Source organism: Mycolicibacterium holsaticum DSM 44478 = JCM 12374 (assembly GCF_019645835.1).
Taxonomy (GTDB): domain Bacteria; phylum Actinomycetota; class Actinomycetes; order Mycobacteriales; family Mycobacteriaceae; genus Mycobacterium; species Mycobacterium holsaticum.
Genome location: NZ_CP080998.1, coordinates 2,281,937 through 2,306,581, shown reverse-complemented (window position 1 = coordinate 2,306,581; position 24,645 = coordinate 2,281,937). Strand labels below are relative to the sequence as shown.

Annotated in this window: 22 protein-coding genes and 1 pseudogene; 13 read left to right on the top strand and 10 right to left on the bottom strand. The window is 69.0% G+C overall.

Going from position 1 to position 24,645, the window contains the following annotated elements; translation table 11 throughout:
• Positions 1-66: 66 nt before the first annotated feature.
• Positions 67-1,848, top strand: a pseudogene (locus K3U96_RS11085) (DEDD exonuclease domain-containing protein); the annotation flags it as partial.
• On the opposite strand, the gene trpD reads toward K3U96_RS11085, so the two are convergent.
• Positions 1,786-2,868: an anthranilate phosphoribosyltransferase gene (gene trpD / locus K3U96_RS11080; protein WP_230982427.1), complete on the bottom strand. Its 1,083-nt coding sequence runs from the start codon at positions 2,866-2,868 to the stop codon at positions 1,786-1,788. The pseudogene K3U96_RS11085 and the gene trpD overlap by 63 nt on opposite strands.
• Before the next feature lie 68 nt (positions 2,869-2,936).
• Between trpD and ctaE the strand changes: the two genes are divergently transcribed.
• Genes ctaE through qcrB form a run of 4 tightly spaced genes read left to right on the top strand, consistent with a single transcriptional unit; the run spans position 2,937 to position 7,289 of the window.
• A complete protein-coding gene (gene ctaE / locus K3U96_RS11075; protein ID WP_069405161.1) occupies positions 2,937-3,548 on the top strand; it encodes an aa3-type cytochrome oxidase subunit III in 612 nt (203 codons plus the stop codon).
• Positions 3,549-3,589: 41 nt separating this feature from the next.
• Positions 3,590-4,396, top strand: a complete 807-nt coding sequence (gene qcrC, locus K3U96_RS11070) for a cytochrome bc1 complex diheme cytochrome c subunit (protein ID WP_069405175.1) — start codon at positions 3,590-3,592, stop codon at positions 4,394-4,396.
• Entirely contained in the window at positions 4,393-5,604 is a 1,212-nt protein-coding gene (qcrA, locus tag K3U96_RS11065; RefSeq protein ID WP_220693041.1) for a cytochrome bc1 complex Rieske iron-sulfur subunit, read from the top strand. The genes qcrC and qcrA overlap by 4 nt, the downstream gene beginning before the upstream one ends.
• Positions 5,601-7,289 (top strand): cytochrome bc1 complex cytochrome b subunit, encoded by a 1,689-nt coding sequence (gene qcrB, locus K3U96_RS11060; RefSeq protein WP_220693040.1) that lies wholly within the window; start codon positions 5,601-5,603, stop codon positions 7,287-7,289. Before qcrA ends, qcrB begins: the two co-directional genes overlap by 4 nt.
• A gap of 86 nt (positions 7,290-7,375) precedes the next feature.
• Here the strand turns inward: qcrB and K3U96_RS11055 are convergent, their stop codons facing one another.
• From K3U96_RS11055 to ctaC, 4 genes are all read right to left on the bottom strand, one after another.
• Positions 7,376-8,071: a DUF2561 family protein gene (locus tag K3U96_RS11055; protein WP_220693039.1), complete on the bottom strand. Its 696-nt coding sequence runs from the start codon at positions 8,069-8,071 to the stop codon at positions 7,376-7,378.
• On the bottom strand, positions 8,072-8,932 hold the full coding sequence (locus tag K3U96_RS11050) for an MmpS family transport accessory protein (RefSeq protein WP_220693038.1): 861 nt from the start codon (positions 8,930-8,932) through the stop codon (positions 8,072-8,074). It abuts the gene before it with no gap.
• Between the two features lie 175 nt (positions 8,933-9,107).
• Complete coding sequence (locus tag K3U96_RS11045) at positions 9,108-9,527, bottom strand: cytochrome c oxidase subunit 4 (protein WP_069405156.1); 420 nt, start codon at positions 9,525-9,527, stop codon at positions 9,108-9,110.
• A gap of 9 nt (positions 9,528-9,536) precedes the next feature.
• Positions 9,537-10,571: an aa3-type cytochrome oxidase subunit II gene (gene ctaC, locus K3U96_RS11040; protein WP_069405155.1), complete on the bottom strand. Its 1,035-nt coding sequence runs from the start codon at positions 10,569-10,571 to the stop codon at positions 9,537-9,539.
• Positions 10,572-10,676: 105 nt separating this feature from the next.
• Here ctaC and asnB point away from each other — a divergent pair, with 105 nt between their 5' ends.
• Positions 10,677-12,620, top strand: coding sequence for an asparagine synthase (glutamine-hydrolyzing) (asnB, locus tag K3U96_RS11035; RefSeq protein WP_220693037.1), 1,944 nt, complete (start codon positions 10,677-10,679; stop codon positions 12,618-12,620).
• Between the two features lie 7 nt (positions 12,621-12,627).
• Here asnB and K3U96_RS11030 read toward each other — a convergent pair whose 3' ends face one another.
• Positions 12,628-13,605, bottom strand: a complete 978-nt coding sequence (locus K3U96_RS11030) for a carbohydrate kinase family protein (RefSeq protein ID WP_220693036.1) — start codon at positions 13,603-13,605, stop codon at positions 12,628-12,630.
• Positions 13,606-13,771: 166 nt separating this feature from the next.
• Between K3U96_RS11030 and K3U96_RS11025 the strand changes: the two genes are divergently transcribed.
• Positions 13,772-14,422: an Rv0361 family membrane protein gene (locus tag K3U96_RS11025; RefSeq protein WP_220693035.1), complete on the top strand. Its 651-nt coding sequence runs from the start codon at positions 13,772-13,774 to the stop codon at positions 14,420-14,422.
• Positions 14,423-14,429: 7 nt separating this feature from the next.
• On the opposite strand, the gene K3U96_RS11020 is transcribed toward K3U96_RS11025, so the two are convergent.
• A complete protein-coding gene (locus K3U96_RS11020) occupies positions 14,430-14,792 on the bottom strand; it encodes a HesB/IscA family protein (RefSeq protein ID WP_069407066.1) in 363 nt (120 codons plus the stop codon).
• A 127-nt stretch (positions 14,793-14,919) separates the two neighbouring features.
• Here K3U96_RS11020 and K3U96_RS11015 point away from each other — a divergent pair, with 127 nt between their 5' ends.
• From K3U96_RS11015 to K3U96_RS11000, 4 genes are read left to right on the top strand one after another with little or no spacing between them, the layout of a single operon-like run.
• Positions 14,920-15,603 carry a DUF3043 domain-containing protein gene (locus K3U96_RS11015; RefSeq protein WP_069407065.1) on the top strand — a complete coding sequence of 228 codons (684 nt, stop codon included), beginning with the start codon at positions 14,920-14,922 and terminating at the stop codon, positions 15,601-15,603.
• Between the two features lie 5 nt (positions 15,604-15,608).
• Entirely contained in the window at positions 15,609-16,145 is a 537-nt protein-coding gene (locus K3U96_RS11010; protein ID WP_220693034.1) for a bifunctional adenosylcobinamide kinase/adenosylcobinamide-phosphate guanylyltransferase, read from the top strand.
• Complete coding sequence (gene cobT, locus K3U96_RS11005) at positions 16,142-17,197, top strand: nicotinate-nucleotide--dimethylbenzimidazole phosphoribosyltransferase (protein WP_069407063.1); 1,056 nt, start codon at positions 16,142-16,144, stop codon at positions 17,195-17,197. The genes K3U96_RS11010 and cobT overlap by 4 nt, the downstream gene beginning before the upstream one ends.
• Before the next feature lie 5 nt (positions 17,198-17,202).
• Entirely contained in the window at positions 17,203-17,928 is a 726-nt protein-coding gene (locus tag K3U96_RS11000; protein WP_220693033.1) for an adenosylcobinamide-GDP ribazoletransferase, read from the top strand.
• Between the two features lies 1 nt (position 17,929).
• Here K3U96_RS11000 and K3U96_RS10995 read toward each other — a convergent pair whose 3' ends face one another.
• Both K3U96_RS10995 and gcvT read right to left on the bottom strand, forming a co-directional pair.
• Positions 17,930-19,036, bottom strand: coding sequence for a branched-chain amino acid aminotransferase (locus tag K3U96_RS10995; RefSeq protein ID WP_220693032.1), 1,107 nt, complete (start codon positions 19,034-19,036; stop codon positions 17,930-17,932).
• Between the two features lie 22 nt (positions 19,037-19,058).
• A complete protein-coding gene (gene gcvT / locus K3U96_RS10990; RefSeq protein WP_220693031.1) occupies positions 19,059-20,153 on the bottom strand; it encodes a glycine cleavage system aminomethyltransferase GcvT in 1,095 nt (364 codons plus the stop codon).
• Between the two features lie 44 nt (positions 20,154-20,197).
• Between gcvT and K3U96_RS10985 the strand changes: the two genes are divergently transcribed.
• Both K3U96_RS10985 and K3U96_RS10980 read left to right on the top strand, forming a co-directional pair.
• A complete protein-coding gene (locus K3U96_RS10985) occupies positions 20,198-21,292 on the top strand; it encodes an adenylate/guanylate cyclase domain-containing protein (protein WP_069407059.1) in 1,095 nt (364 codons plus the stop codon).
• 6 nt (positions 21,293-21,298) lie between these two features.
• Entirely contained in the window at positions 21,299-22,822 is a 1,524-nt protein-coding gene (locus tag K3U96_RS10980; protein WP_220693030.1) for a leucyl aminopeptidase, read from the top strand.
• A 56-nt stretch (positions 22,823-22,878) separates the two neighbouring features.
• On the opposite strand, the gene K3U96_RS10975 is transcribed toward K3U96_RS10980, so the two are convergent.
• Positions 22,879-24,558 carry an SDR family oxidoreductase gene (locus K3U96_RS10975; RefSeq protein WP_372514959.1) on the bottom strand — a complete coding sequence of 560 codons (1,680 nt, stop codon included), beginning with the start codon at positions 24,556-24,558 and terminating at the stop codon, positions 22,879-22,881.
• Between the last annotated feature and the right edge of the window lie 87 nt (positions 24,559-24,645).

Genomic DNA, 24,645 nt, shown 5'->3' with positions numbered 1-24,645 from the left:
CGGCAGGCACCGACAACTGCCGCGTGGCATCCGGCTGCTGTCGGTGCCCTTGCCTACCGTCAGCGCATGGGCCAGCTGAGCTTCGCCGATGTCGATCCGCTGGCCGACCTGTCCTTACGCGAGACGACCTTCGTCGTCGTCGATCTGGAGACCACCGGCGGACGCGCCAGCGGCGACGGGTACGACGCGATCACCGAGATCGGGGCGGTCAAGGTGCGCGGCGGCGCGGTGCTCGGCGAGCTGGCCACCCTGGTGGATCCCGGCCGCAGCATTCCGCCGCAGATCGTGGCGTTGACCGGCATCACCACCGCAATGGTGTGCGACGCCCCCCGGATCGAGAAGGTGCTGCCCGCGTTTCTGGAGTTTTCTCGCGGCGCGGTGCTGGTCGCCCACAACGCGGGCTTCGACATCGGTTTTCTGCGCGCGGCCGCCGAACGCTGCGCGATCACCTGGCCCAGACCGCCGGTGCTGTGCACGGTCAAGCTGGCGCGCCGGGTGCTGACCCGCGAGGAGGCCCCCAGCGTGCGGTTGTCGGCGCTGGCGCGGCTGTTCGGTGCGTCCACCACCCCGACGCACCGTGCCCTCGACGACGCCCGCGCCACCGTCGACGTGCTGCACGGGCTCATCGAACGCGTCGGCAACCAGGGCGTGCACACCTACACCGAGTTGCGTTCCTATCTGCCCGACGTGACCCCCGCGCAGCGGCGCAACCGCCACCTCGCCGCGGCGCTGCCGCACCGCCCCGGCGTCTACCTGTTTCGCGGACCGGGGGCCGAGGTGCTCTACATCGGCACCGCGGGAAACCTGCGTCGCCGCGTCGGCCAGTACTTCAACGGGGCCGACCCGCGCACCCGCATCAAGGAGATGGCGTCGCTGGCCACCGCCGTCGACCACGTCGAATGCGCGCACGACCTCGAAGCGGGGGTGCGTGAACTTCGCCTGCTCGCCGCGCACGCCCCGCCGTACAACCGGCGGTCCAAGTTCCCCCACCGGTGGTGGTGGGTGGTGCTCACCGACGAACCGTTCCCGCGCTTCTCCGCGGTGCGCGCACCCCGGCACGACCGCGCGGTCGGGCCGTTTCGGTCCCGCGCCGATGCCGTCGACACCGCTGCGCTGCTGGCCCGGTTCACCGGTGTGCGCACCTGTACCAAGCGGCTGGGCCGCACCGCGCTGCACGGCCCGGCGTGCCCGGATCGCGAGGTGTCGCCGTGCCCGGCCGCGCGCGACGTCGGCGCCGACGCGTACGCCGACGCCGTGCGCCGGGCGACCGATCTGATCGAGGGCCGCGACGGTGGCACGCTGGCGGCCGTGCTGGCCCACATCGACGATCTGGCCGCCAGGAGCCGGTACGAAACGGCGGCGCGGTTGCGCGACCACGCGGCCACCGCGATCGACGTGCTGTGGCGGGGCCAACGGCTGCGCGCGCTTGCCGCGGTCGGCGAGATGGTGGCCGCGCGGCCCGACGGCTCCGGCGGCTGGCAGCTGGCCGTGCTGCGCAACGGCCAGTTGGCCGCGGCCGGCAACGCCCCGCGGGGGGTACCGCCGATGCCGGTGATCGACGCGATATGCGCGGGCGCGCAGACCTTCTTGCCGGCGCCTGCGCCGTTGGGCGGTGCGCTGGTCGAAGAGGTGGGGCTGATCGCGCGCTGGCTGGGTTCGCCGGGGGTGCGCATCGTGCGCGCCGAGCCCGGGTACTGCTCACCGGTCGGGGCGGCCGGACAGTGGGCCGGTTGGGCCGCGACGGCCCGTTCGGCAAGGCTGGCCGCCGAGCAGACCGACTCCGCCTCAGAGCTTCTGCGAGAACCGCACCCAACGCGCGAGCAGCTGTTCGGCCGCCCCCGAGTCGATCGCCTCGGCGGCCCGAGCGAGCCCCGACTCCCACGCAGGCACCCATTTGGCGTCGCTGGCTAGTCCGGCGTGGGCCACCATCGCGCCCGCGGCGTTGAGCACCACCGCATCTCGCACCGCACCCTTGGCGCCGCCGAGCACCGCGCGCACCTCGGCGGCGTTGCTCTCCGCGTCGCCGCCGACCAACTCCGACAGTTCGGCGCGCGCGAACCCGAACGCGGCGGGGTCGAACGTCAGTCGCTCCACGGTGCCCGCCTGCACCCGCCAGATGGTGCTCGTCGTCGTGGTGGTCAGCTCGTCGAGGCCGTCGTCACCGTGTACGACGAGCACGCTGGCGCCCCTGGTGGCGAACACCCCGGCCATCACCTCGGCCAGATCACCCCAGGCGCAGCCGATCAGACCCGCCCGCGGTGAGGCCGGATTGGTCAACGGACCCAGCAGGTTGAACACGGTCGGCACGCCGATCTCGCGGCGCACCACACCCGCGTGCCGGTACGACGGATGGAACTGCGGCGCGAACGCGAACCCGATGCCCACCTCGGCGACGCTGCGGGCCACGTCGTCGGGCCCGAGGTCGATGCGCACGCCGAGCGCCTCGAGCGTGTCGGCCCCGCCGGACAGCGACGACGCCGCCCGGTTGCCGTGCTTGATCACCGGCACGCCCGCGGCGGCCACCACGATCGAGGCCATGGTCGAGAGGTTGACGGTGTTGGCGCCGTCGCCGCCGGTGCCGACCACGTCGACGGTGTCGGTGCCGATCACGTCGGTGGGCACCCGGCGCGCGTGCTTGAGCATGGTGTCGGCCAGCTCGGTCACCTCAGCCGACGTCGGGCGCTTCATCCGCATCGACACGCCGAAGCCGGCGATCTGTGCGGGGGTGGCGGCGCCGGTCATGATCTGGTCCATCGCCCAGCCGGCCTGACCGGGTGCGAGCGCCTGACCAGTGGTCAACCTGCCGAGGATCAGCGGCCATGTCGGGGCGTCGGGAGATCCGGACGGTTGCGCTCGTGAAGATGCCACCGCCAGATTATGCCCAATACGTCGACCCGGGTGGAGTTCGACAACTACAAAGCGTCATACTTGCTCTTGTGACGAGTGCTGTAGGTACCTCCGGAACCGCAATCACGTCGCGAGTACATTCGCTGAACCGGCCGAATATGGTGAGTGTCGGCACCATAGTGTGGCTTTCGAGCGAGCTCATGTTCTTTGCTGGGCTGTTCGCAATGTACTTCACGGCACGCTCGCAGGCGGGCGGTGAATGGCCGCCGCCGCCGACCGAGCTGAACCTGGTGCAGGCGGTGCCGGTCACCTTGGTGCTGATTGCGTCGTCGTTCACCTGTCAGATGGGCGTGTTCGCCGCCGAACGCGGCGACGTGTTCGGGCTGCGCAGGTGGTACTTCGTCACGTTCCTGATGGGCCTGTTCTTCGTCCTGGGCCAGGGCTACGAGTACATCCACCTGGTCCAGCACGGCACCACCATCTCCAGCAGCGCCTACGGCTCGGTCTTCTACCTGGCCACCGGTTTCCACGGGCTGCACGTGATCGGCGGTCTCGTCGCCTTCATCTTCCTGCTCCTCCGAACCCGGATGAGCAAGTTCACCCCGGCGCAGGCCACCGCGTCGATCGTCGTGTCCTATTACTGGCACTTCGTCGACATCGTGTGGATCGCCCTGTTTGCGACCATCTACTTCGTTCGATGATCGGCGGCTCGGCCGATGTGTCCGATGAGAAAAGGGGTTCGATGACCGACAAGTCGCGCCGTCGGCTGCGCCGGCGCCTGTCTGGGGGCGTGTTGTTGCTCCTTGGACTGGCCGTCGCCGGTGGCCTCGCCGCAACTCTCACGCCACAGCCGCAGGTGGCGGTTGCCGACGAGTCGCAGTCGGCGCTGCTGCGCACGGGCAAGCAGCTGTTCGACACCTCGTGTGTCACCTGCCACGGCGTGAACCTGCAGGGTGTGCCCGACCGCGGACCCAGCCTGATCGGCGTCGGCGAAGCGGCGGTCTACTTCCAGGTGTCCACCGGCCGGATGCCCGCGATGCGCGGCGAGGCCCAGGCCCCGAAGAAGCCCGCCCAGTTCGATGAGGCGCAGACCGACGCCATCGGCGCATACGTGCAGGCCAACGGCGGCGGCCCGCTGGTCCCCCGCGACGAGAACGGCCAGATCGCCGAGGCGTCGCTGATCGGCGACGACGTCGCGACCGGCGGCACCCTGTTCCGGCTGAACTGCGCGTCCTGCCACAACTTCACCGGCAAGGGCGGTGCGCTGTCGTCGGGTAAGTACGCCCCGGACCTGGGTAGCGCCACCCCGGCGCAGATCTACACCGCGATGCTGACCGGTCCGCAGAACATGCCCAAGTTCTCCGACCGTCAGCTCACCCCGGAGGAGAAGCGCGACATCGTCGCCTACGTCCGGGAATCGGCGGAAGCCCCCAGCTACGGCGGCTACGGACTCGGCGGATTCGGTCCGGCCCCCGAAGGCATGGCGGCCTGGATCATCGGCATGGTCGCCGTCATCGGTGCGGCCCTCTGGATCGGAGCACGAGCATGACCGACTCAGAACATATGCCCAAGGGCACCGACGTTCCTGGCCACGCCGGTGAGCCCGGCCAGCCCAGCGACGCCCAGCTCGCGCAGATGTCGCGTGAGGAGCTGGTCGGACTCGGCGGCCGGATCGACGGCGTCGACACCGTGTTCAAAGAGGACCGCTGGCCGGTCAAGGGCACCAAGGCCGAGAAGCGCTCCGAACGTCTCGTCGCGTATTGGCTTCTGCTCGGCGGCCTTTCGGGCCTGGCCCTGCTGCTGGTGTTCCTGTTCTGGCCGTGGCAGTACAAGCCGACGGGCTCTGAGGGCGTGTTCGTGTTCAGCCTCGCCACCCCGCTGTACGGGCTGACGTTCGGGCTGTCCATCCTGTCCATCGGCGTCGGCGCGGTGCTGTACCAGAAGAAGTTCATCCCCGAGGAGATCTCCATCCAGGAGCGCCACGACGGCGCCTCCCCCGAGTTGCACCGCAAGACGGTGGTAGCCAACCTCTCCGATGCGCTCGAGGGCTCGACGATCAAGCGGCGCAAGCTGATCGGCATGTCGTTGGGTGTCGGGCTCGGCGCCTTCGGTCTCGGCACGCTGGTGGCCTTCGCAGGCGGGTTGATCAAGAATCCGTGGAAACCGGTGGTGCAGACCGCCAACGGGAAGAAAGCCGTGCTGTGGACGTCCGGTTGGACGCCGCGCTACACGGGCGAGACCATCTATCTGGCCCGCGCCGTCGGAAATGACGGTCTGGGACCGTTCATCAAGATGCGGCCCGAGGACATCGACGCCGGCGGCATGGAGACGGTGTTTCCGTGGCGTGAATCCGACGGGGACGGCACCACCGTCGAGTCGGCGCACCACCTGGCCGAGATCTCGATGGGCGTGCGAAACCCGGTGATGCTGATCAGGATCAAGCCGCAGGACCTGCCCAGGGTCGTCAAGCGCAAGAACCAGGAGAGCTTCAACTTCGGCGATCTGTTCGCCTACACCAAGGTCTGCTCTCACTTGGGTTGCCCCTCTTCGCTTTACGAACAGCAGACCTACCGCATCCTGTGCCCGTGCCACCAGTCGCAGTTCGACGCGTTGCAATACGCAAAGCCCATATTCGGCCCGGCTGCGCGGGCGTTGGCGCAGCTGCCGATCACCATCGACCAGGACGGGTATCTGGTGGCTAACGGCGACTTCATCGAGCCCGTTGGTCCGGCCTTTTGGGAACGGAGGACAGAATGAGTCCAAGCCTGCCGAAACCTCCGAGCATGGCCGAGCTGGCCGCCAAGCAGGGCAACGACATCGATTCGCGCTACCACCCCTCGGCAGCGGTGCGGCGCCAGTTGAACAAGGTGTTTCCCACCCACTGGTCGTTCCTGCTGGGCGAGATCGCGCTGTACAGCTTCATCGTCCTGCTCATCACCGGCGTCTACCTGACCCTGTTCTTCGACCCGTCGATGGCCGAGGTCACCTACAACGGCGTCTATCAACCGCTGCGCGGCGTCCAGATGTCGAAGGCCTACGAATCGACGCTCGACATCAGCTTCGAGGTACGCGGCGGCCTGTTCGTCCGGCAAATCCACCACTGGGCCGCACTGCTTTTCGCCGCGGCGATCATGGTGCACCTGGCCCGCATCTTCTTCACCGGCGCGTTCCGGCGCCCGCGTGAGGCGAACTGGGTGATCGGCGCACTGCTGCTGATCCTGGCGATGTTCGAGGGTTACTTCGGTTACTCGCTGCCCGACGACCTGCTTTCGGGCATCGGACTGCGGGCGGCGATGTCGTCCATCACGCTGGGCATGCCGGTGATCGGCACCTGGCTGCACTGGGCGCTGTTCGGCGGCGACTTCCCCTGCGGCGGTGTCGGTTACATGTGCTCGCAGGACGGGTTCTGGATACCGCGGATGTATGCCCTACACATCCTGTTGATCCCGGGCATCATGCTGGCGCTGATCGGTCTGCACCTTGCGCTGGTGTGGTTCCAGAAGCACACCCAGTTCCCCGGCCCCGGTCGCACCGAGACCAACGTCGTCGGCGTGCGGGTGATGCCGGTGTTCGCGGTGAAGTCCGGCGCGTTCTTCGCGATGACCACCGGCATCCTGGGCCTGATGGGTGGGTTACTGACGATCAACCCGGTCTGGAACCTCGGCCCGTACAAGCCATCCCAGATCTCGGCGGGCAGCCAGCCGGACTTCTACATGATGTGGACGGAAGGGCTGGCGCGTATCTGGCCGGCGTGGGAGTTCTACATCGGCAACTACACGATCCCGGCGTCGGTGTGGGTCGCGGTGATCATGGGCTTGATCTTCGTCCTGCTGATCATCTACCCCTTCATCGAGAAGAGGCTCACCGGCGACAACCTGCACCACAACCTGTTGCAGCGTCCCCGAGATGTCCCGGTGCGCACCGCGGTCGGCGCGGCGGCGATCGCGTTCTACATGCTGCTGACGCTGTGCGCGATGAACGACATCATCGCGTTCAAGTTCCACATCTCGCTCAACGCGACGACGTGGATCGGGCGGATCGGCATGGTGGTGCTGCCGGCGATCGTGTACTACGTCGCCTACCGGTGGGCGGTCGGCCTGCAGCGCAGCGACCGCGCGGTGCTCGAGCACGGCATCGAGACGGGCATCATCAAGCGGCTGCCCCACGGTGCCTACATCGAGCTGCACCAGCCGCTCGGCCCGGTCGACGAGCACGGTCATCCGATTCCGTTGGAGTACCAGGGTGCTGCGGTGCCCAAGCGGATGAACAAGCTCGGCTCGGCCGGCGAGCCCGGTAGCGGCAGCTTCCTGTTCCCCGATCCGGTCTCCGAGCACGAGGCGCTGGCCGCAGCGGCGCACGCCTCCGAACGCAAGGCGCTCACCGCGCTGCGCGAACACCAGGAGGATCTCGACGGGCAGAACGGACAGAACGGGCACCACTGACGCCCGGCGGACAACTGCCCGGAACGCGAAAGTCCCCAACACATTCGGAGGGTGTTGGGGACTTTCGCGTTCCGTGGGTCAGCGCGCTATGACGCCTCGGTGATGGTGTGCAGCTCGCGCAGGAAGTACCACGGGGCCACCGGCATCGCCGCCGTGACGAGGCCGGCCAGCACGTAGAACACCCATGCGGCCACGTTGCTGTCGACGGCCATCAGGTAGGTGCCCACCCCGATGGTCACCATCGCGACGCCGATCGCGCAGGCCATCACCAGCGCGTAGCGTAGCCACACCTGCTCGACGGCGGCCTCCAGCGGGGTCGGGGTCGAGGTGCGCTGCATGCGCGGCGCGGCGTAGTCGGTGGTGGCGGCCGCCCCCAGCGACTGAAGCTTCTCGGTCGGGGCCTCGGTCCCGCGGGCGGGCGCCGCGGGACGGCTCAGGGCGGACGGATCGGCGTCCGGCGCGGCGGGCGGCGCGGCGGGCGGAGCCTCGGCCGACGCCTCCCGGCGGGCCCGCAACAGCAGCGGAACAGCGCCCGCGATCACCAGCGCCGAGACCGCGATGATGACGTACAGCACCCAGGGGGTGCCGGAGTCACCGCCGGGGTCGGTGTGCTCGCGGCCCAGGTTGACCAGGGCCACCGTGGCGGCAACCCCGGCGCCCAGCGCGATCAGCCAGATGGCCGCGCACGCGCCGAGCAGGATGCGGTCGATGGGGTCCAGCTCGGCGGGGTCCAGCCCGGCGGTCAGCCGGGTACGGCCTGCGGATTCGGTGTCATATGTCATCTAGCAACTCGTTTGTGCAGCGTTGTTGGTGTTGGACGACAGCACGGTGCCGTCGCTTGTGGTGATCGAGCAGTTGAGCCTGCTGACCAAGAAGAGGCTGGACGCCTGCACCGAGCCGACCTCGGACTGCGAGATCGGCGTCACGGTCAGCGACCAGGGAATGTAGACGTTGCGCTGGGTCCGGCTGCGCCCTGCGGCGTCGATATAGGTGACGGTGATGATGTCGCCGGGCGCCTTGGTGCCCGTCACCGAGTACGTCACCTGTCGCGGGCCGGCCTGCGTCGTGGGGGCTGGTGCGGGCGGCGCTGCGGTCTCCTCCGGCGGCGGCGGTGGGGCTTCGGCGGGTGCCGGCGCGGGCGGCGGTGGCGGCGGCTCCTCGGTGATCGTCACGGTCTCCGGCGGCGGCGGCGGTGGTGGCTCCGTCGTCGGCGGTGGCGGCGGCGGCGGGGGTGGCGGGGTGGTCGTGGTGATCTCGTCCTGCACGGGCGGTGACGTCGTGGTGGACGGGCCCGGGGTGGCCAGGTTGCTGGTGTCGGTGCGGGTCACCAGGATCGATACCGAGGCGACCAGCGCGACGGCGGCGATGATGGCCGCCACGCCGACCACCCACGGCCAGCGCGGCGGCGGAGGCGCATCGACCGGTTCGGCCTGCTCGTAGCTGTCGTAGTCGTACAGCGACGCGTCAGCGGGCACATACGGGCCTGCGGTGAACTGCTCGGACTCGGGCGCCGAATACGCCTGCGAATACACATCCGTCTGGCCGGTGTCCGGAGTGCCGGGCTGCTCGGATGCGGGTTGACTGCCCGGCTCTTGGCCTCCGAGATCCGAACCTTCGTTATCCGGGGGATTCGGCCCGCTCATGTACGCCTATCCTTCTCGACTACTTAACCGGCGCGGGTTTTTTGTGGCCGTAAGCGGCTCGACCGTGCCTCGGCAACACTACCCAAACGCAGTACTTCGAGAAGTCTGACCGCGCGGTTTGCCGACAAAGTGGTGCCCCGATTGTGACCTTTAGGGTCCGCCGATGCGGCGTCGGTCAGTGTTTTTCCGGGCCGGTGTAGTACTCGAACACCAGGCCGGCCGCGGCGGCGATCACGAAGCAGATGCCCGCCACGATCAGCCACGGCAGCCACAGGGCCAGGCCGACGGCAGCTACCGATGCCGACAGCGCGATGGATACCGGCCACCAGCTGTGCGGGGCGAAGAAGCCCAACTCCCCCGCGCCGTCGCTGATCTCGGCGTCCTCGTAGTCCTCGGGCCGGGTGTCCAGGCGGCGGGCCACGAACCGGAAGAAGGTGCCGGTGATCAGGGTCAGCCCGGCGGTCATCACCAGCGCCGTGGTGCCTGCCCACTCCACGCCGCCGTAGGCGAACATCTGGGTCAGCACCCCGTACACCACCGCGGCAAGGACGAAGAACGCGGTCAGGAACTCGAACAACCTGGCTTCGATATGCATCTGTGGCCCCTACTTGCTGGCGTCGGTGATCGGTGGTGCCTGCTCGCCGCGGCGAACGTCGAACGGTGCCGTGGTAATCGCCGTCGGCGGCTGGTTGATCGCCCGCAGCGCCTCCGCGTTGGTGGCGCCGTCGATGCGCTGCTGCAGATAGGCCTTGAAGTCGTTGGGCTCCACGACGCGCAGTTCGAAGTTCATCATCGCGTGATAGGTGCCGCACATCTCGGCGCAGCGGCCCACGAACGCGCCGGTCTTGTTGATCTCGCTGACCTGGAACGTGTGGTCGGAGTTGTTGGCCTCCGGGTTGGGCATCACGTCGCGCTTGAACAGGAACTCCGGGATCCAGAACGCGTGGATGACGTCGGCCGAGGCGATCTGGAACTCGATGCGCTTGCCGACCGGCAACACCAGCACCGGGATTTCGTTGGAGGTGCCCAGCGTCTCGACCTTGTCGAAGTTCAGGTAGGTGCGGTCCTCGGGGTTCTTGCCCGCGATGGTGCCGTACTCGCCGCCGTGCTCGCCCTGCAGGCCCTCGGGACCCGACGCCACCGCTGCCTTGCGCTCCGGGTCCGCGCCGTCGTAGGTGAAGGTGCCGTCGGCGAAATCGACCTTCTGGTAGCCGAACTTCCAGTTCCACTGGAACGCCGTGACGTCGACGACGACATCGGGGTTGGGCTCCTCGTGCAGCATCTTCTCCTGCACCACGACGGTGAAGTAGAACAACACCGAGATGATCAGGAACGGCACGACCGTGAGCACCAGCTCCAGCGGCATGTTGTAGCCGAACTGGCGCGGCAGCTCGGTGTCGGTCTTCTTCTTCCGGTGGAACGCCGCGGTCCAGAACACCAGGCCCCACACGATCGCGCCGACAACCAGCGATGCGATGACCGAACCGATCCACAGTTCCCGGTTCAGGTGCGCCTCAGGGGTGATGCCCTTCGGCCAGCCCAGGCCTAATACGTCTGACCAGCTGCAGCCGCTGAGCAGCACCGCCGTGCCACCCAGGACGACTGACAACGCCGCCACCCGGAACACGCGAGGTGTCACGCTGGAGCCTCCCTTAGAGATCGTGAGCCAGGCCGAATACTACGCAGCGTAGACCACAAGCGGGTACCGGTCTCGACGCACCTCGCTATTCGGCATACTGGCGCCGTGTGCGGACTGTTGGCCCTGGTGCGAGATCCGTCCGCCGATGTGCCATCTGGCCTGGTCGAGAGCGTTTCGGCGGCCACGCACCTGATGCGCCACCGCGGGCCCGACGAGCCGGGAACGTGGTCGGACGACACGCAGCGACCGGTCAGTGTGCTCGGGTTCAACCGGCTGTCGATCATCGACATCGCGCACAGCCATCAGCCGCTGCGCTGGGGCCCGCCCGAGTCCCCCGACCGCTACGTGCTGGTGTTCAACGGGGAGATCTACAACTACCTGGAACTGCGTGAGGCACTGCGCAATGAGTTCGGCGTGGTGTTCGCCACAGAAGGCGACAGCGAGGCGATCATCGCCGCCTACCACCACTGGGGCACCGACGCGCTGAACCGGCTGCGGGGCATGTTCGCGTTCGCGCTGTGGGACACCGTGGAAAACGAGCTGTTCTGTGCCCGTGACCCGTTCGGCATCAAACCGCTGTTTCTGGCGACCGGGCCGGGCGGCACCGCGGTCGGCAGCGAGAAGAAGTGCCTGCTGGAGTTGGCCGACACGCTCGGCATCGACCTGACGCTGGATCAGCGTGCGCTGCAGCACTACACGGTGCTGCAGTACGTGCCCGAACCCGAGACGCTGCACCGCGGTGTGCGCAGGCTGGAGTCGGGCAGCTACGCGCGGGTGCGACCCGGGCAGCCGCCGCAGGTGACGCGTTACTTCACGCCGCGGTTCGCCCCCGTGCCGTTCGCCGCCGGCGAAGAGCAGGCCCGCTACGACGAGATCACCGCGGTGCTCGAGGATTCGGTCGCCAAGCACATGCGCGCCGACGTCACGGTGGGTGCATTCTTGTCCGGCGGTATCGATTCCACCGCGATCGCCGCGCTGGCCATGCGGCACAACCCGCGGCTGATCACGTTCACCACCGGGTTCGAACGCGAGGGCTTCTCCGAGGTCGACGTGGCGGTCGCCTCGGCCGAGGCGATCGGCGCCCGGCACGTGACCAAGGTGGTGAGCCAGGCCGAGTTCGTCGCCGCGCTGCCCGAGATCGTCTGGTATCTCGACGAACCCGTCGCCGACCCCGCGCTGGTGCCGTTGTTCTTCATCGCCCGCGAGGCCCGCAAACACGTCAAGGTGGTGCTGTCCGGTGAGGGCGCCGACGAACTGTTCGGCGGATACACGATCTACCGGGAACCGTTGTCGCTACGGGCTTTTGACTACCTGCCGCGGCCGGTGCGCCGATCGCTGGGTAAGGCGTCGCGGCCACTGCCCGAGGGGATGCGCGGCAAGAGCCTGCTGCACCGCGGGTCGCTCACGCTCGAGGAGCGCTACTACGGCAACGCGCGCAGCTTCTCCGACGAGCAGTTGCGCGCCGTGCTGCCCGGTTTCCGCCCGGAGTGGACCCACACCGACATCACCGCCCCGCTGTACGCCGAATCGGCCGGCGCCGACCCGGTCGCCCGCATGCAGCACATCGACCTGTTCACCTGGTTGCGCGGCGACATCCTGGTCAAGGCCGACAAGATGACCATGGCCAACTCGCTGGAGTTGCGGGTGCCGTTCCTGGACCCCGAGGTGTTCGCGGTGGCCTCCCGGCTGCCGCTCGAGCAGAAGATCACCAGGGCCACCACCAAGTACGCGCTGCGGCGCGCCCTGGAACCGGTCGTGCCCGTACATGTGCTCAACCGGCCGAAGCTGGGCTTCCCCGTGCCGATCCGGCACTGGCTACGCGCAGGCGAGCTGCTGGACTGGGCGCACGCGATGACCGGCGCCTCGCAGGCCGGTGAGCTCATCGACCTTGGCGCCGTGCGCACGATGCTCGACGAACACCGCAGCGGCACAAGCGATCACAGCCGCCGCCTGTGGACGGTGCTGATCTTCCTGCTGTGGCACGCGATCTTCGTCGAGCACAGCATCACCCCGCAGATCAGCGAACCCACCTACCCGGTACAGCTCTGAGCCGCGCTTACCGGGTGAGCGCCTTGTTGATCTCCTGGGCCGCCTCGGCGCCGTAGGCGTCGGTGAGGCGCTGCACGGCCTCCTCGCGGTTCCACGCCCACTCCTGCGGACCCGGCGCCTCGAACACCAGCACCGCGACCAGCGACGCCAGCTGCGCCGACCGTTCGAGGTTCAGTCCCGCGCTGCGGCCGGTCAAGAAGCCCGCGCGGAACGCGTCGCCGATCCCGGTCGGGTCGGCCTGACACTTCTCCGGAACGACGTCGACGTGGATGAACTGGCCGTCGGAGCTGACCAGATCGACGCCCTTGGGGCCCAGCGTGGTGACGCGCATACCGATCTGGCTCATCACCTGCGCCTCGCTCCAGCCGCTCTTCTGCAGCAGCAGGTCCCATTCGTAGTCGTTGGTGAACAGGTAGGTGGCGCCGTTGATCAGCCGGCGGATCTCCTCGCCGCCCAGCCGGGCCAGCTGCTGTGACGGGTCGGCGGCGAACGCCAGCCCCAGTGTGCGGCACTCCTCGGTGTGCAGGAACATCGCGTCGGGATCGTTGGCGCCGATGATCACCAGTTCCGGTGTGCCGACCCGCTTCACCACGTCGGCCAGCGCGATGTTGCGGGCCTCCGACATGGCCCCGGGATAGAACGACGCGATCTGGGCCATATCGTCGTCGGTGGTGCACACGAACCGGGCGGTGTAGGCCGAATTGGAGATGAGCACGCTGTCGCAGTCCACGCCGGCCTGCTGAAGCCAGACACGGTAATCGTCGAAGTCCTGACCCGCGGCGCCGACCAGCGCCACGTCGCCGCCGAGCACACCGACCGCGTAGGCCATGTTGCCCGCAACGCCGCCGCGGTGGATCACCAGATCGTCGACCAGGAAGCTCAGCGACACCTTCTGCAGGTGGTCGGCCAGCAGTTGCTCAGAGAACCGGCCCGGAAACCGCATCAGATGGTCGGTCGCAATGGAACCGGTCACCGCAATGGTCACGTAACGTCGCCCTTCATCAGTTAAGCCGCCTAGATAACTTTACTCAGCTCGGGGTTCACTGTCGTTGCCAAGGGACCCCGTGACAAGTGCGCTAACCTGCCTACAAGTGTCCGCCCGGTCACTGTAGACAGCCACGTTGCGACGCATACCCCCGGGGAGCAAATCTATGGCCGGTCCGTATCCGCCCGAATACGGTGCTGGTCCGGTAAGCCCGCAAATGTACCCACAAACATTTCCCCACCAGCCTTTTGCGCCACCGGACAACATGCCCTCGGCGTACCCGGGCATGTTGCCGCCGCCGGTGCAGTACGAGAAGAAGCGCCGGTGGCCGGTGATCCTCGGCGCGCTGCTGGCGCTGGCGGTGATCGCCGGGTTGGTGGTCGCGCTCGTGTCGACCGACCGCGGCGACGACAGCGCGCCGGCCGCCGCGGTGCTCACCGATGCGTCGGCGAAGGCAGCCATCCAGGAGTACCTGGACGCCCTGCTCAACGGGGACGACGAGACCATTGCCCGGCACACGTTGTGCGGGCTGTTCGACGCGGTCAAGGAGCGGCGCTCCGATCTGGCCCTGGCCGGGCTGTCCAGCGACGCGTTTCGCAAGCAGTACAGCCAGGCGCAGGTCACGTCGATCGACAAGATGGTGCGATCCTCACCGCATCAGGCTCAGGTGTTGTTCACGATGTCGACCACTCCGGCCACCAGCGGCCGACGCGGCGGCGAGCCGCGCCCGCAGGAGCAGCAGGCCGTCGCGCAGCTGTTGGCCTACGACAACGACGTCCTGGTGTGCTCGTATCTACCGCGGACCGGCCAGTACTGAGGGCGGCTCAGTTGAACGAGTCGCCGCAGGCGCAGGAGCCGGTGGCGTTCGGGTTGTCGATGGTGAAGCCCTGCTTCTCGATGCTGTCGACGAAGTCGATGACGGCGCCCTGCACGTAGGGGGCGCTCATCCGGTCCACGGTCAGGTTCACGCCGCCGAACTCGACGGTCAGGTCGCCGTCGAGGGACCGATCGTCGAAGAAGAGGTTGTAGCGCAGCCCGGCGCATCCGCCCGGCTGGACGGCGATGCGCAGCGCGAGGTCGTCACGGCCTTCCTGGTCGAGCAACGCTTTGGCTTTGGCTGCGGCAGCGTCGCTGAGGGTCACGCCGTGGGTGGCGGTTCCGGTGGCCGACTCTTCCTGAACTGTCATTACGTCTCCTGTATGGCCTCAGCGTTGTGCGGCGTACGGAACCAACGGTACCCCGTCCCGGCTCTATTCCCGAGTTAGTCCACAGCTCGCCGCAGCGCCGCGGTGCCACGGAAGTAACCTGGCAGGCGTGAACCTGCTGGGCCGCAAGAAACGCGACGACGAAACCCCGGAACCAGATGTGTCCGAAGACACCACCGACACATCCGACGCCGACGGCGCCGCAGACACCCAGCGCACCACTCCGCCCAAGGGTCGCCCGACCCCCAAGCGCAGCCAGTCCAGCCGCCGGCGCGGCCCGGTCGCGCCCGCCCCGATGACCACCGCCGAGGCCCGTCGACGCCGCAAGGAGATGCGCAGCAAGCTGTCCCGCGAGGAGCGCAAGGCCGAGAAACTCGCCCGCCGCTCCGACATGGCCGAACGCCGCGAAAAGATGATGGCCGGCGAGGACGCCTACCTGCTGCCGCGCGACAAGGGCCCGGTGCGCAAGTTCGTGCGCGACGTCGTCGATGCGCGCCGCAACGTGCTCGGCCTGTTCATGCCGGCCGCGCTCGGGCTGATCTTCGTCATGCTCTCGGTGCCCTCGGTGGAGGTGCAACGCCTGCTGTCCCCCGCAATGCTGCTGCTCGTGCTGATCATGGTGATCGACGGGTTCGTGCTGGGCCGCAAGGTCAACCGGCTGGTCGATGCGAAGTTCCCGGACAACAACGAAACCGGCTGGCGGTTGGGCTTTTACGCCGCCAGCCGCGCATCACAACTGCGCCGGATGCGCGCACCCCGCCCGCAGGTCGAGCGCGGCGACAAGGTCACCTGAGCGCGGTGCGCATCCTGGTGCTCGGTGGTATCCGGTCGGGCAAGTCCCAATGGGCCGAGTCGGCGATCGCAGACCTCGTCACCGGCTCGCGGCCGCTCTGCTATCTGGCCACCGGGCCGGCCCCGGCCGGGGATGCCGAATGGCAGGCGCGGGTGGCCGCGCACCGTAACCGCAGGCCGGCTAACTGGTCGACGGTCGAAACGACCGAGGTGGCAGTGCAATTGCGCTCGGCTGCCACCACCGCGACGCTCGTCGACGACATCGGGTGCTGGCTGACGGCGGCGATGGACCGCGCCGACGCGTGGAGCGGCGGTTCGGTGTCCGCCGACGCCGACGACCTGCTCGACGCGGTGTGCGGGTTCGCCGCACCGCTCGTGCTGGTCAGCCCCGAGGTCGGGCTGAGCGTGGTCCCGCCGACCGAGGCCGGACGGCGCTTCGCCGACGAACTGGGCCTGCTCAACCAGCGGCTGGCCGCGGCCTGCGACCGCGTGGTGCTCGTCGTCGCCGGCCAGCCCGTCACGGTCAAGGACACCGGCCGGTGACCGACTTTCCCACCGTTCCCGCGCCCGACGCCGCGGTCGCCGCGGCGGCGCGCGCACGGCAGGACCGGCTGATCAAACCGCAGGGCTCGCTGGGCCGACTGGAGGACCTGTCGGTATGGGTGGCCGCCTGCCAGGGAGCGTGTCCGCCGCGCCCGTTCACCCGCGCCCGGGTGGTGGTGTTCGCCGGTGACCACGGGGTGGCCGCGGCCGGGGTGTCGGCATACCCGACCGAGGTGACCGCGCAGATGCTGGCCAACTTCGAGGCCGGCGGCGCGGCGATCAACCTGCTGGCGGAGGTCGCCGGGGCCACCGTGCGGGTGGCCGACATCGCGGTGGACGTGGCCGAGCCGCTGTCGCCGTCGATCGGCAAGCACAAGGTGCGCCGCGGCAGCGGCAACATCGCCGTGGAGGACGCGCTGAGCGCCGAGGAAGTGCACGCCGCGCTGCAGGCCGGCCGTCAGATCGCCGACGACGAGGTGGATGCCGGCGCCGACCTGCTGATCGCCGGTGACATGGGGATCGGAAACACCACACCGGCAACCACGTTGATCGCGGCGCTGACCGATTCCGAACCGGTCGCGGTGGTCGGCCGGGGCACCGGCGTCGACGACGCCGGCTGGGCGCGCAAAACCGCTGCGATCCGCGACGCGTTGTACCGCTCGCGCACGGCGGCCGGGGATCCCGTTGGGCTGCTGCGGATTTGCGGCGGGGCCGATGTGGCCGCGATGGCCGGGTTCTGCGCGCAGGCCGCGGTGCGTCGCACCCCGGTGCTGCTGGACGGCCTCGTGGTCAGTGCGGCAGCGCTGGTGGCCGAACGGTTGGCGCCGGGCGCGCGGCAGTGGTGGCAGGCGGGTCACCGCTCCACTGAGCCCGCGCACGCGGTGGCGCTGCAGCGGTTGGACCTCGAACCGATCGTCGACATGCGGATGCGGCTGGGCGAGGGCACCGGCGCCGTGGTCGCGCTGCCGATCCTGCGGGCCGCGGTGGCCGCGCTGGCGTCGATGGCGACGTTCGACGAAGCGGGTATACGCAGCGCGCCCGGGGAGCAGTAGGCCAGGTGATCGGCTCGGTCGCCGCGGCATTCGGGTTCGGCAGCGTTCTTCCGGTGCGCAGCGTCGACTCGGTCGGCCGCGGTGCACTGACCGCGCTGCCCCTCGTCGGCCTGGCCCTCGGCGCGCTGGCCGCCGGTGTGCTGTGGGTGGCGCACGCGGCGTTCGGCCCCGGCAGCGCGCTGGGCGGCGTGGCGGCGGTGGCGCTGTTGCTGATCGCCACGCGCGGGCTGCACATCGACGGGCTGGCCGACACCGTCGACGGGCTGGGCTGCTACGGCCCCGCGCCGCGGGCCCTCGAGGTGATGCGCGACGGCTCGGCGGGCCCGTTCGGTGTCGCGGCCGTCGTCGTGGTGATCCTGGCCCAGGCGCTGGCGCTGGCCGAACTCGGCGTCATCGCGGTGATCGTCGCGGTGACGGTGGGGCGGGTGGCCGCGGTCGCGGCGTGCCGCAGGTCGGTGCCCGCCGCGGCGGGCAGTTCCCTTGGCGCCCGGGTGGCAGGCACCCAGCCGCCGGCTGTGGTGGCGCTGTGGGGGCTCGCGGTGGCCGGCCTGGCGGTGCTGGCCGGCCCGCGCCCGTGGCAGGGCCCGGTGGTGGTCGCGGTCGCCCTGTTGTGCGGTGCGCTGCTGGTCGCACACTGTGTCCGCCGGTTCGGCGGCATCACCGGTGACGTGCTGGGCGCGACGGTCGAGATCACCACGACCTTGACCGCCGTCGGCCTGGCGATCGGCTGACTCAGCTCAGCCGGGCCATCCAGCCGTGCGTGTCGGCGAAGGTGCCGCGCTGGATCCCGGTCAGCGTGTCGCGAAGCGCCATCGTGATCTCCCCCGGTCCGCCGTCGGCGATGGTGAACTCGCCGTCGGCGTGCTTGACGTGCGCGACCGGGGTGATGACGGCGGCGGTGCCGCACGCGAACACCTCGGTGATCTCGCCCGCGGCCGCCTTCTTCTGCCACTCGTCGATGTCGATCTTGCGTTCCTCGATGGCGAATCCGGCGTCGGTTGCCAACTGCAGCAAGGAATCTCGGGTCACTCCGGGCAAAATGGACCCGCTCAGCTCCGGGGTGACCAGCCGCGCCGACCCGCCGCTGCCGAAGACGAAGAACAGGTTCATCCCGCCCATCTCCTCGATGAAGCGGCGTTCGGCGGCGTCCAGCCACACGACCTGATCGCAGTCGTTTTCGATGGCCTGCGCCTGGGCCAGCAGCGACGCAGCGTAGTTACCGCCGAACTTTGCCGCCCCGGTGCCGCCGGGGCAGGCCCGCACGTACTCGGTCGACAACCACACGCTGACCGGCTTGACGCCGCCCTTGAAGTAGGCCCCCGCCGGTGAGGCGATCACCATGTAGCGGTATTCGTTGGCCGGACGCACCCCGAGACCGGCTTCGGTGGCAAAGATGTAGGGCCGCAGGTACAGCGACTCCTCACCGCCCGCGGGGGGAACCCACGGCTCGTCGACGGCGATCAGCTGGCGCAGGGACTCGATGAACACGTCTTCGGGCAGTTCGGGGATCGCCAGCCGACGTGCCGAGGTGCCCAGCCTTCGCGCGTTGGATTCCGGCCGGAACGACACGATCGACCCGTCGGCCCACCGGTAGGCCTTCAGGCCCTCGAACACTTCCTGGGCGTAGTGCAGCACGATCGCCGACGGGTCCAGTTCGATGGGCCCGTAGGGAATCACCCGCGCGTTGTGCCAGCCCTCGCCCGCCAGGTAGTCGATCGACACCATGTGGTCGGTGTGGTACTTGCCGAAACCGGGGTTGGCCAGAATCGATGCCCGTACCTCGTCGCTCGCCGGAGTTGCGTTGCGCTCAACCGTGAACTCGAGGGGGCCGTCAGTCATGAAGCGATTGTATATCCGCTGACTACCGAGTTTTCGCCGCCACGAACGGGGTCTTGACCACTTCGCATTCGATGGGGCGGCCGCGCACGTCGACGGTGACGCGCTGACCGTCTGCGACATCGGCGGCGGTGTCGATCAGCGCCAGCGCGATCCCGACTTTCAAAGTAGGAGAAAAGGTTCCCGACGTCGTCACCCCGACCGGGCGGTCACCGTCGAGCACGGTCAGGTCGGCCCGCAACACCCCGCGGCCGACCGCCTTGAGCCCACGCAACAATCGGGCGGGCCCGGCTTCCTTTTCGGCAAGCAGCGCGTCGCGGCCCCAGAACGCGTCCTTCTTCCAGCCGATGGCCCAGCCGCAGCGGGCCTGCAACGGCGAGAGCTCCACCGAGAGCTCGTGGCCGTGCAGCGGATATCCCATCTCGGTGCGCAGCGTGTCACGGGCCCCGAGCCCGGCCAGTTCGCCGTCGACGGCGCGGACCTGCGTCACCAACGCGTCGAACACGGTCCGCGCCCGGTCCCACGGCGGCAGCAGCTCGTAGCCGTGCTCACCGGTGTAGCCGGTGCGGCACACCCGCACGGGCACGCCGTCGAACTCGGCGTCGACGTAACCCATGTAATCCATGTCGGTGGGCAGCCCGAGCGCGCCGAGCACATCGGTGGACCGCGGCCCCTGCACCGCGAGCACCGCATAGGACCGGTGTTCGTCGGTGACCGCGATGTCCGCGGGGGCGTGTTTCTGCAGCGCGGCCACCACGGCGGCGGTGTTGGCGGCGTTGGGTACCAGGAAGATCTCGTCGTCGGAGACGTAGTAGGCGATCAGATCGTCGATCACGCCGCCAGATTCGGTGCAGCACAACGTGTATTGCGCCTTGCCTGGCGCGATCCGGCTCAGGTCGTTGGTCAGCGTGGAGTTGACGTAGGCGGCTGCGCCGGGCCCGCGCACCAGCGCCTTGCCCAGGTGGCTGACGTCGAACAGGCCGACGGCGTTGCGCGTCGCAGTGTGCTCGCTGACCGTTCCCGCATACGCGACCGGCATCGACCAGCCGCCGAACTCGGCGAAGTTCGCCCCGAGTTCGCGGTGACGGTCGTCCAGCGGGCCCTTCAACAATTCGCTCACGCCGATCCACCCTAATGTGACGCCGACCTTGCCACACTGATGCGGTGGTCGATCTCGATGCGCTGCAAGCCGCGGGCATCGCCGACGCGCATCGTCGCAGGGCCCTGATCGAATACCTCGACGGGCTCGGGTTCACCGCGGACGAGATGGTCGAGGCCGAACGTCGCGGCCGGCTTTTCGGCCTGTCGGGCGATGCGCTGTGGGCGGGTCGCCCGACGTTCAGCCTGCGCAGCGCCGCCGAGACGCTCGGCGTGCCGCTGGAGCAGCTCTCCGGCGTGTGGGCGGCGCTCGGGCTGTCCGTCGCCGACCCCGACGACCTCACGCTGAGCCAAGTCGACCTCGACGGGCTGGCGGTCTGGGTACAGGTCAAAGCGGTGGTCGGCGACGATGCCGCGCTGGCGTTCCTGCGGGTACTCGGCGCGTCCATGTCGCGGCTCGCCGAGGCCGGATCGTCGATGATCCGCATCGCGGCGCCCGACATCGTGGTAGCCCACACCCGAGACGAGCTCACCACCGCGCGGGCATACCGCGCGGTTTCCGAGCTGACCCAGCGCCTCGGCACGCTGCTCGAAGCCGTGTTCCGCCAGCACGTGGCCAGCGCCCGCAGCCACTTCGAGGGCGTCATCCGCGACGAGTCGGCCGTGGTGATGTGCGGTGTGGGCTTCGCCGACCTGACCGGCTTCACCACGCTGACCCAGCGGCTCTCCCCGGCCGAGTTGGCCGAACTGCTTCTGGATTTCGGCGGGGTGGTCAGCGATCTGGTGCACGTCGACGGCGGCCGGGTGGTCAAGTTCATCGGCGACGAGGTGATGTGGGTGACCTCGACGCCCGAACTGCTCGTGAAGGTGGCCGTCGACCTCGTCGAACATCCGCGGGCGCGCGAGGCCGGACTGCAGGTCCGCGCGGGTCTCGGCTACGGCCCGGTGCTCGCCGTGGGCGGCGATTACTTCGGCAACCCGGTGAACCTGGCCGCGCGGCTGGTCGCCGCCGCGGCACCAGGGCAGGTCCTCGCCGCCGCCGACGTGCGCGACGAGCTGGGCGACTGGCCCGCCGTGCCACAGGACCCGTTGGTGCTCAAGGGCTTTGACGAACCGGTTCAGGCCTACGACCTGCTCGCCGGGCGCCGACGACTAAGCTAACCGCTTGTGAGCCCTGCAAACGTCGGTTACCAAGCCCCCAGCGTCTCCGTCAGCTCGACCCTGCCCAAGCGCACGGTCGACTCGTCGGTGCTGATCGTGCCCGTGGTCAGCGGGTCGGACGACAGTGCGGGGCCGACGGTGGTCGCCAACCCGTTCCTCGACGCCGAGGCCGTCGGTGAGATCGAGGTCGCCCTTGAGGCGCTCGGCGCGAAGGGCGGCGCCGAGTCGCTGACCCGCGTCGTGGTGCCGGCGCTGCCGGTGGGCAGCGTGCTGGCGGTCGGGCTCGGCAAGGATTCCGGCGACTGGTCGGCCGACGTGATCCGCCGCGCCGCCGGGGTGGCCGCACGCTCGCTCAACGGCACCGAAGCGGTGATCACCACGCTGTCGGACATCGATCTGAACGCGGCCATCGAGGGGCTGATCCTGGGCGCCTACCGGTTCACCGACTTCCGCAGCGCCAAGACCGCGCCCAAAGACACCGGGCTGCGGTCGATCACCGCGCTGAGCACCGGTGCGAAAAAGGACGCCGCGCAGCGGGCCGCCGACATCGCCACCGCGGTGGCAACCGCACGCGATCTGGTCAACACCCCGCCGAGTCATCTGTTTCCCGACGAATTCGCTAAGCGGGCAAAGGCTTTGGGGGAAGCCGCCGGACTCCAGGTCGAGATCCTCGACGAGAAGGCGCTGGAGAAGGCCGGCTACGGCGGAATCATCGGCGTCGGCAAGGGCTCGTCGCGCCCGCCGCGGCTGGTGCGGCTGACGCACAAGGGCGCCAAGCAGCGCGGCAAGGCCGCGAAAAAAGTGGCGCTGGTGGGCAAGGGCATCACGTTCGACACCGGCGGCATCTCGATCAAGCCGGCGGCCAACATGCACCACATGACCTCCGACATGGGCGGGGCCGCGGCCGTCATCGCGACGGTGGTGCTGGCGGCCAAGCAGAGGCTGCCGATCGACGTCATCGCCACGGTGCCGATGGCCGAGAACATGCCGTCGGCGACGGCGCAGCGCCCCGGGGACGTGCTCACCCAGTACGGCGGCATCACGGTCGAGGTGCTCAACACCGACGCCGAGGGCAGGCTGGTGCTCGCCGATGCGATCGTGCGCGCCGGCGAGGACGAGCCCGACTACCTGATCGAGACGTCCACGCTGACCGGCGCGCAGACGGTGGCGCTGGGCGCCCGCACGCCGGGGGTGATGGGCAGCGACGAGTTCCGCGACCGGGTCGCCGGCTTGTCGCAGCGCGTGGGTGAGAATGGCTGGCCGATGCCGCTGCCCGAGGAGCTCAAGGACGATCTCAAGTCGACGGTCGCCGACCTGGCCAACGTCAGCGGTTCGCGCTATGCGGGCATGCTGGTCGCCGGCACCTACCTTCGCGAGTTCGTGCCCGAGGGGGTGCAGTGGGCGCACATCGACATCGCGGGTCCGGCGTACAACACCGGCGGGCCGTGGGGCTATACCGGCAAGGGCGGCACGGGGGTGCCGACGCGCACGATGTTCGCGGTCCTCGAAGACATCGCCGCCAACGGGTAACGCCAACGGGTCAGCCGCCCCCCGCCATTTCGTCGATCTCGGCGGGGACTGACGCGCTACAGGACGCGGGCGCGGGCCGTGCTTCGCATCGCCTGGGGCAGCAGATGGGCCGCGCCGTATACGAGGTAGGCCTCCGGCGCGACGGGCCGGATCGGCTTGTTCTTCTTGACCGCCGACACGATCGCCTTGGCCACCTTCTCCGGACCGTACCGGCGCATGGCGAAAAGCTTCTCGAGCTGCGCGCGCCGCGACTCCACGCTGCCCTGCTTGCCTGCAGGCGCGTCGAAGCGGGTGGTGTGCACGATGTTGGTGTTGATCACCCCGGGGCACACGGTGGTGAGCCCGACCCCGGCCTGATCCAGCTCTGCGCGCAGGCAGTCACCGAACATGAACACGGCGGCCTTGCTGGTGGCGTAGGCGTTCATCGCCTGCTGCGGTGAGTAGGCCGCCATCGACGAGATGTTGACGATGTGGCCACCGGTTCCGCGCTCGACGAGGCGGCGACCAAAAGACCTGCAGCAGTTGACGACACCGCCGAAGTTGATGCTCAACACCCGGTCGTATTCGTTTCGCGGGGTGTCCAGGAACAGCCCGGAGTGCCCGACGCCGGCGTTGTTGACAACGATGTCGGGCACGCCGTGCTCGGTGCAGATCTGCTCGGCGAAGCGTTCCACCGCGTCGGCGTCGGCCACGTCGAGGCGGTACGCGTGCGCCACCCCGCCGCGCGCGGTGATCTTGGCGGCGGTGTCTTTCGCACCGGCTTCGTCGATGTCGCTGACGATCAGCTCGGCGCCCTCGCGGGCGAACGCCAGCGCGGTCTCGCGCCCGATGCCGCTGCCCGCCCCCGTCACCGAAACCAGTGTGTCGCCGAAGTATTCGCGTGGCCTGCCCACCTGCGCGCGCAACAGGGCGCGGCTCGCCGGACTGCCCTCGAGATGGTCGACCAGTTCGTGCACCGACTGCGCGAGCAGCTGCGGGTGCGACATCGGTGACCAGTGCCCGGCGTGCAAGTCCCGACGCCACAGCCGCGGCACCCACTTGGCGGTGTCGTCGTAGACGTAGGGCCGCACGTGAGGATCGTTGACGTTGACGATGATCTGCACCGGAACGTCGACGTAGTGGTCGGCCCTCGCCGTGGTCAGCGCGCGGAAGTAGTTGGCGGGATAGACCTTCAGGCTGTTGACGGCGTCGGCAGCGACGTCCGCGGAATGCCGGATCCGCTCACCGGTGATGCCCTCGCGCTGCAACCGTCGCGTCATGACCCCGCCGCGGAAGCCTCGTCGGACCAACGCCGGCGAGATGACCGGGACGGAGAACAGTCCCATGTACCAGAAGGCCAGCAGTTGGCGCAGCGCCCGCGTGAACAGGCGCGGCCGGTACGGCCGTTTGAGGTTGCCCATCACGTAGCGGTTGAGGTGGTCGACGCTCGGGCCGGACACCGAGGTGAACGACGCAATGCGGTCGCGGGCCCCGGAGCGGGACAGGTATTCCCAGATCGATGTCGAACCCCAGTCGTGGGCGAGCACGTGCACCGGCTCACCGGGGCTCACTTCGGCGATGACGGCAGTGAAATCGTCTGCATAGCAAGACATCCGGTAGTCGGAGATCTTGTCGGGAACCGAGGTCTTACCGACGCCGCGATTGTCATAGCGCACGATGCGGAACCGGTCGGCCAGCAGCGGCACCACGCTGTCCCATACGACGTGGGAATCCGGCCAGCCGTGGACCAGAACCACCGCGGCCCATCGGGGTTGCCTTGTTCGTATACCGCGATACGGACACCGTCAGCGCTGTCGACGAACCGTTCGGTGATCATCACACCT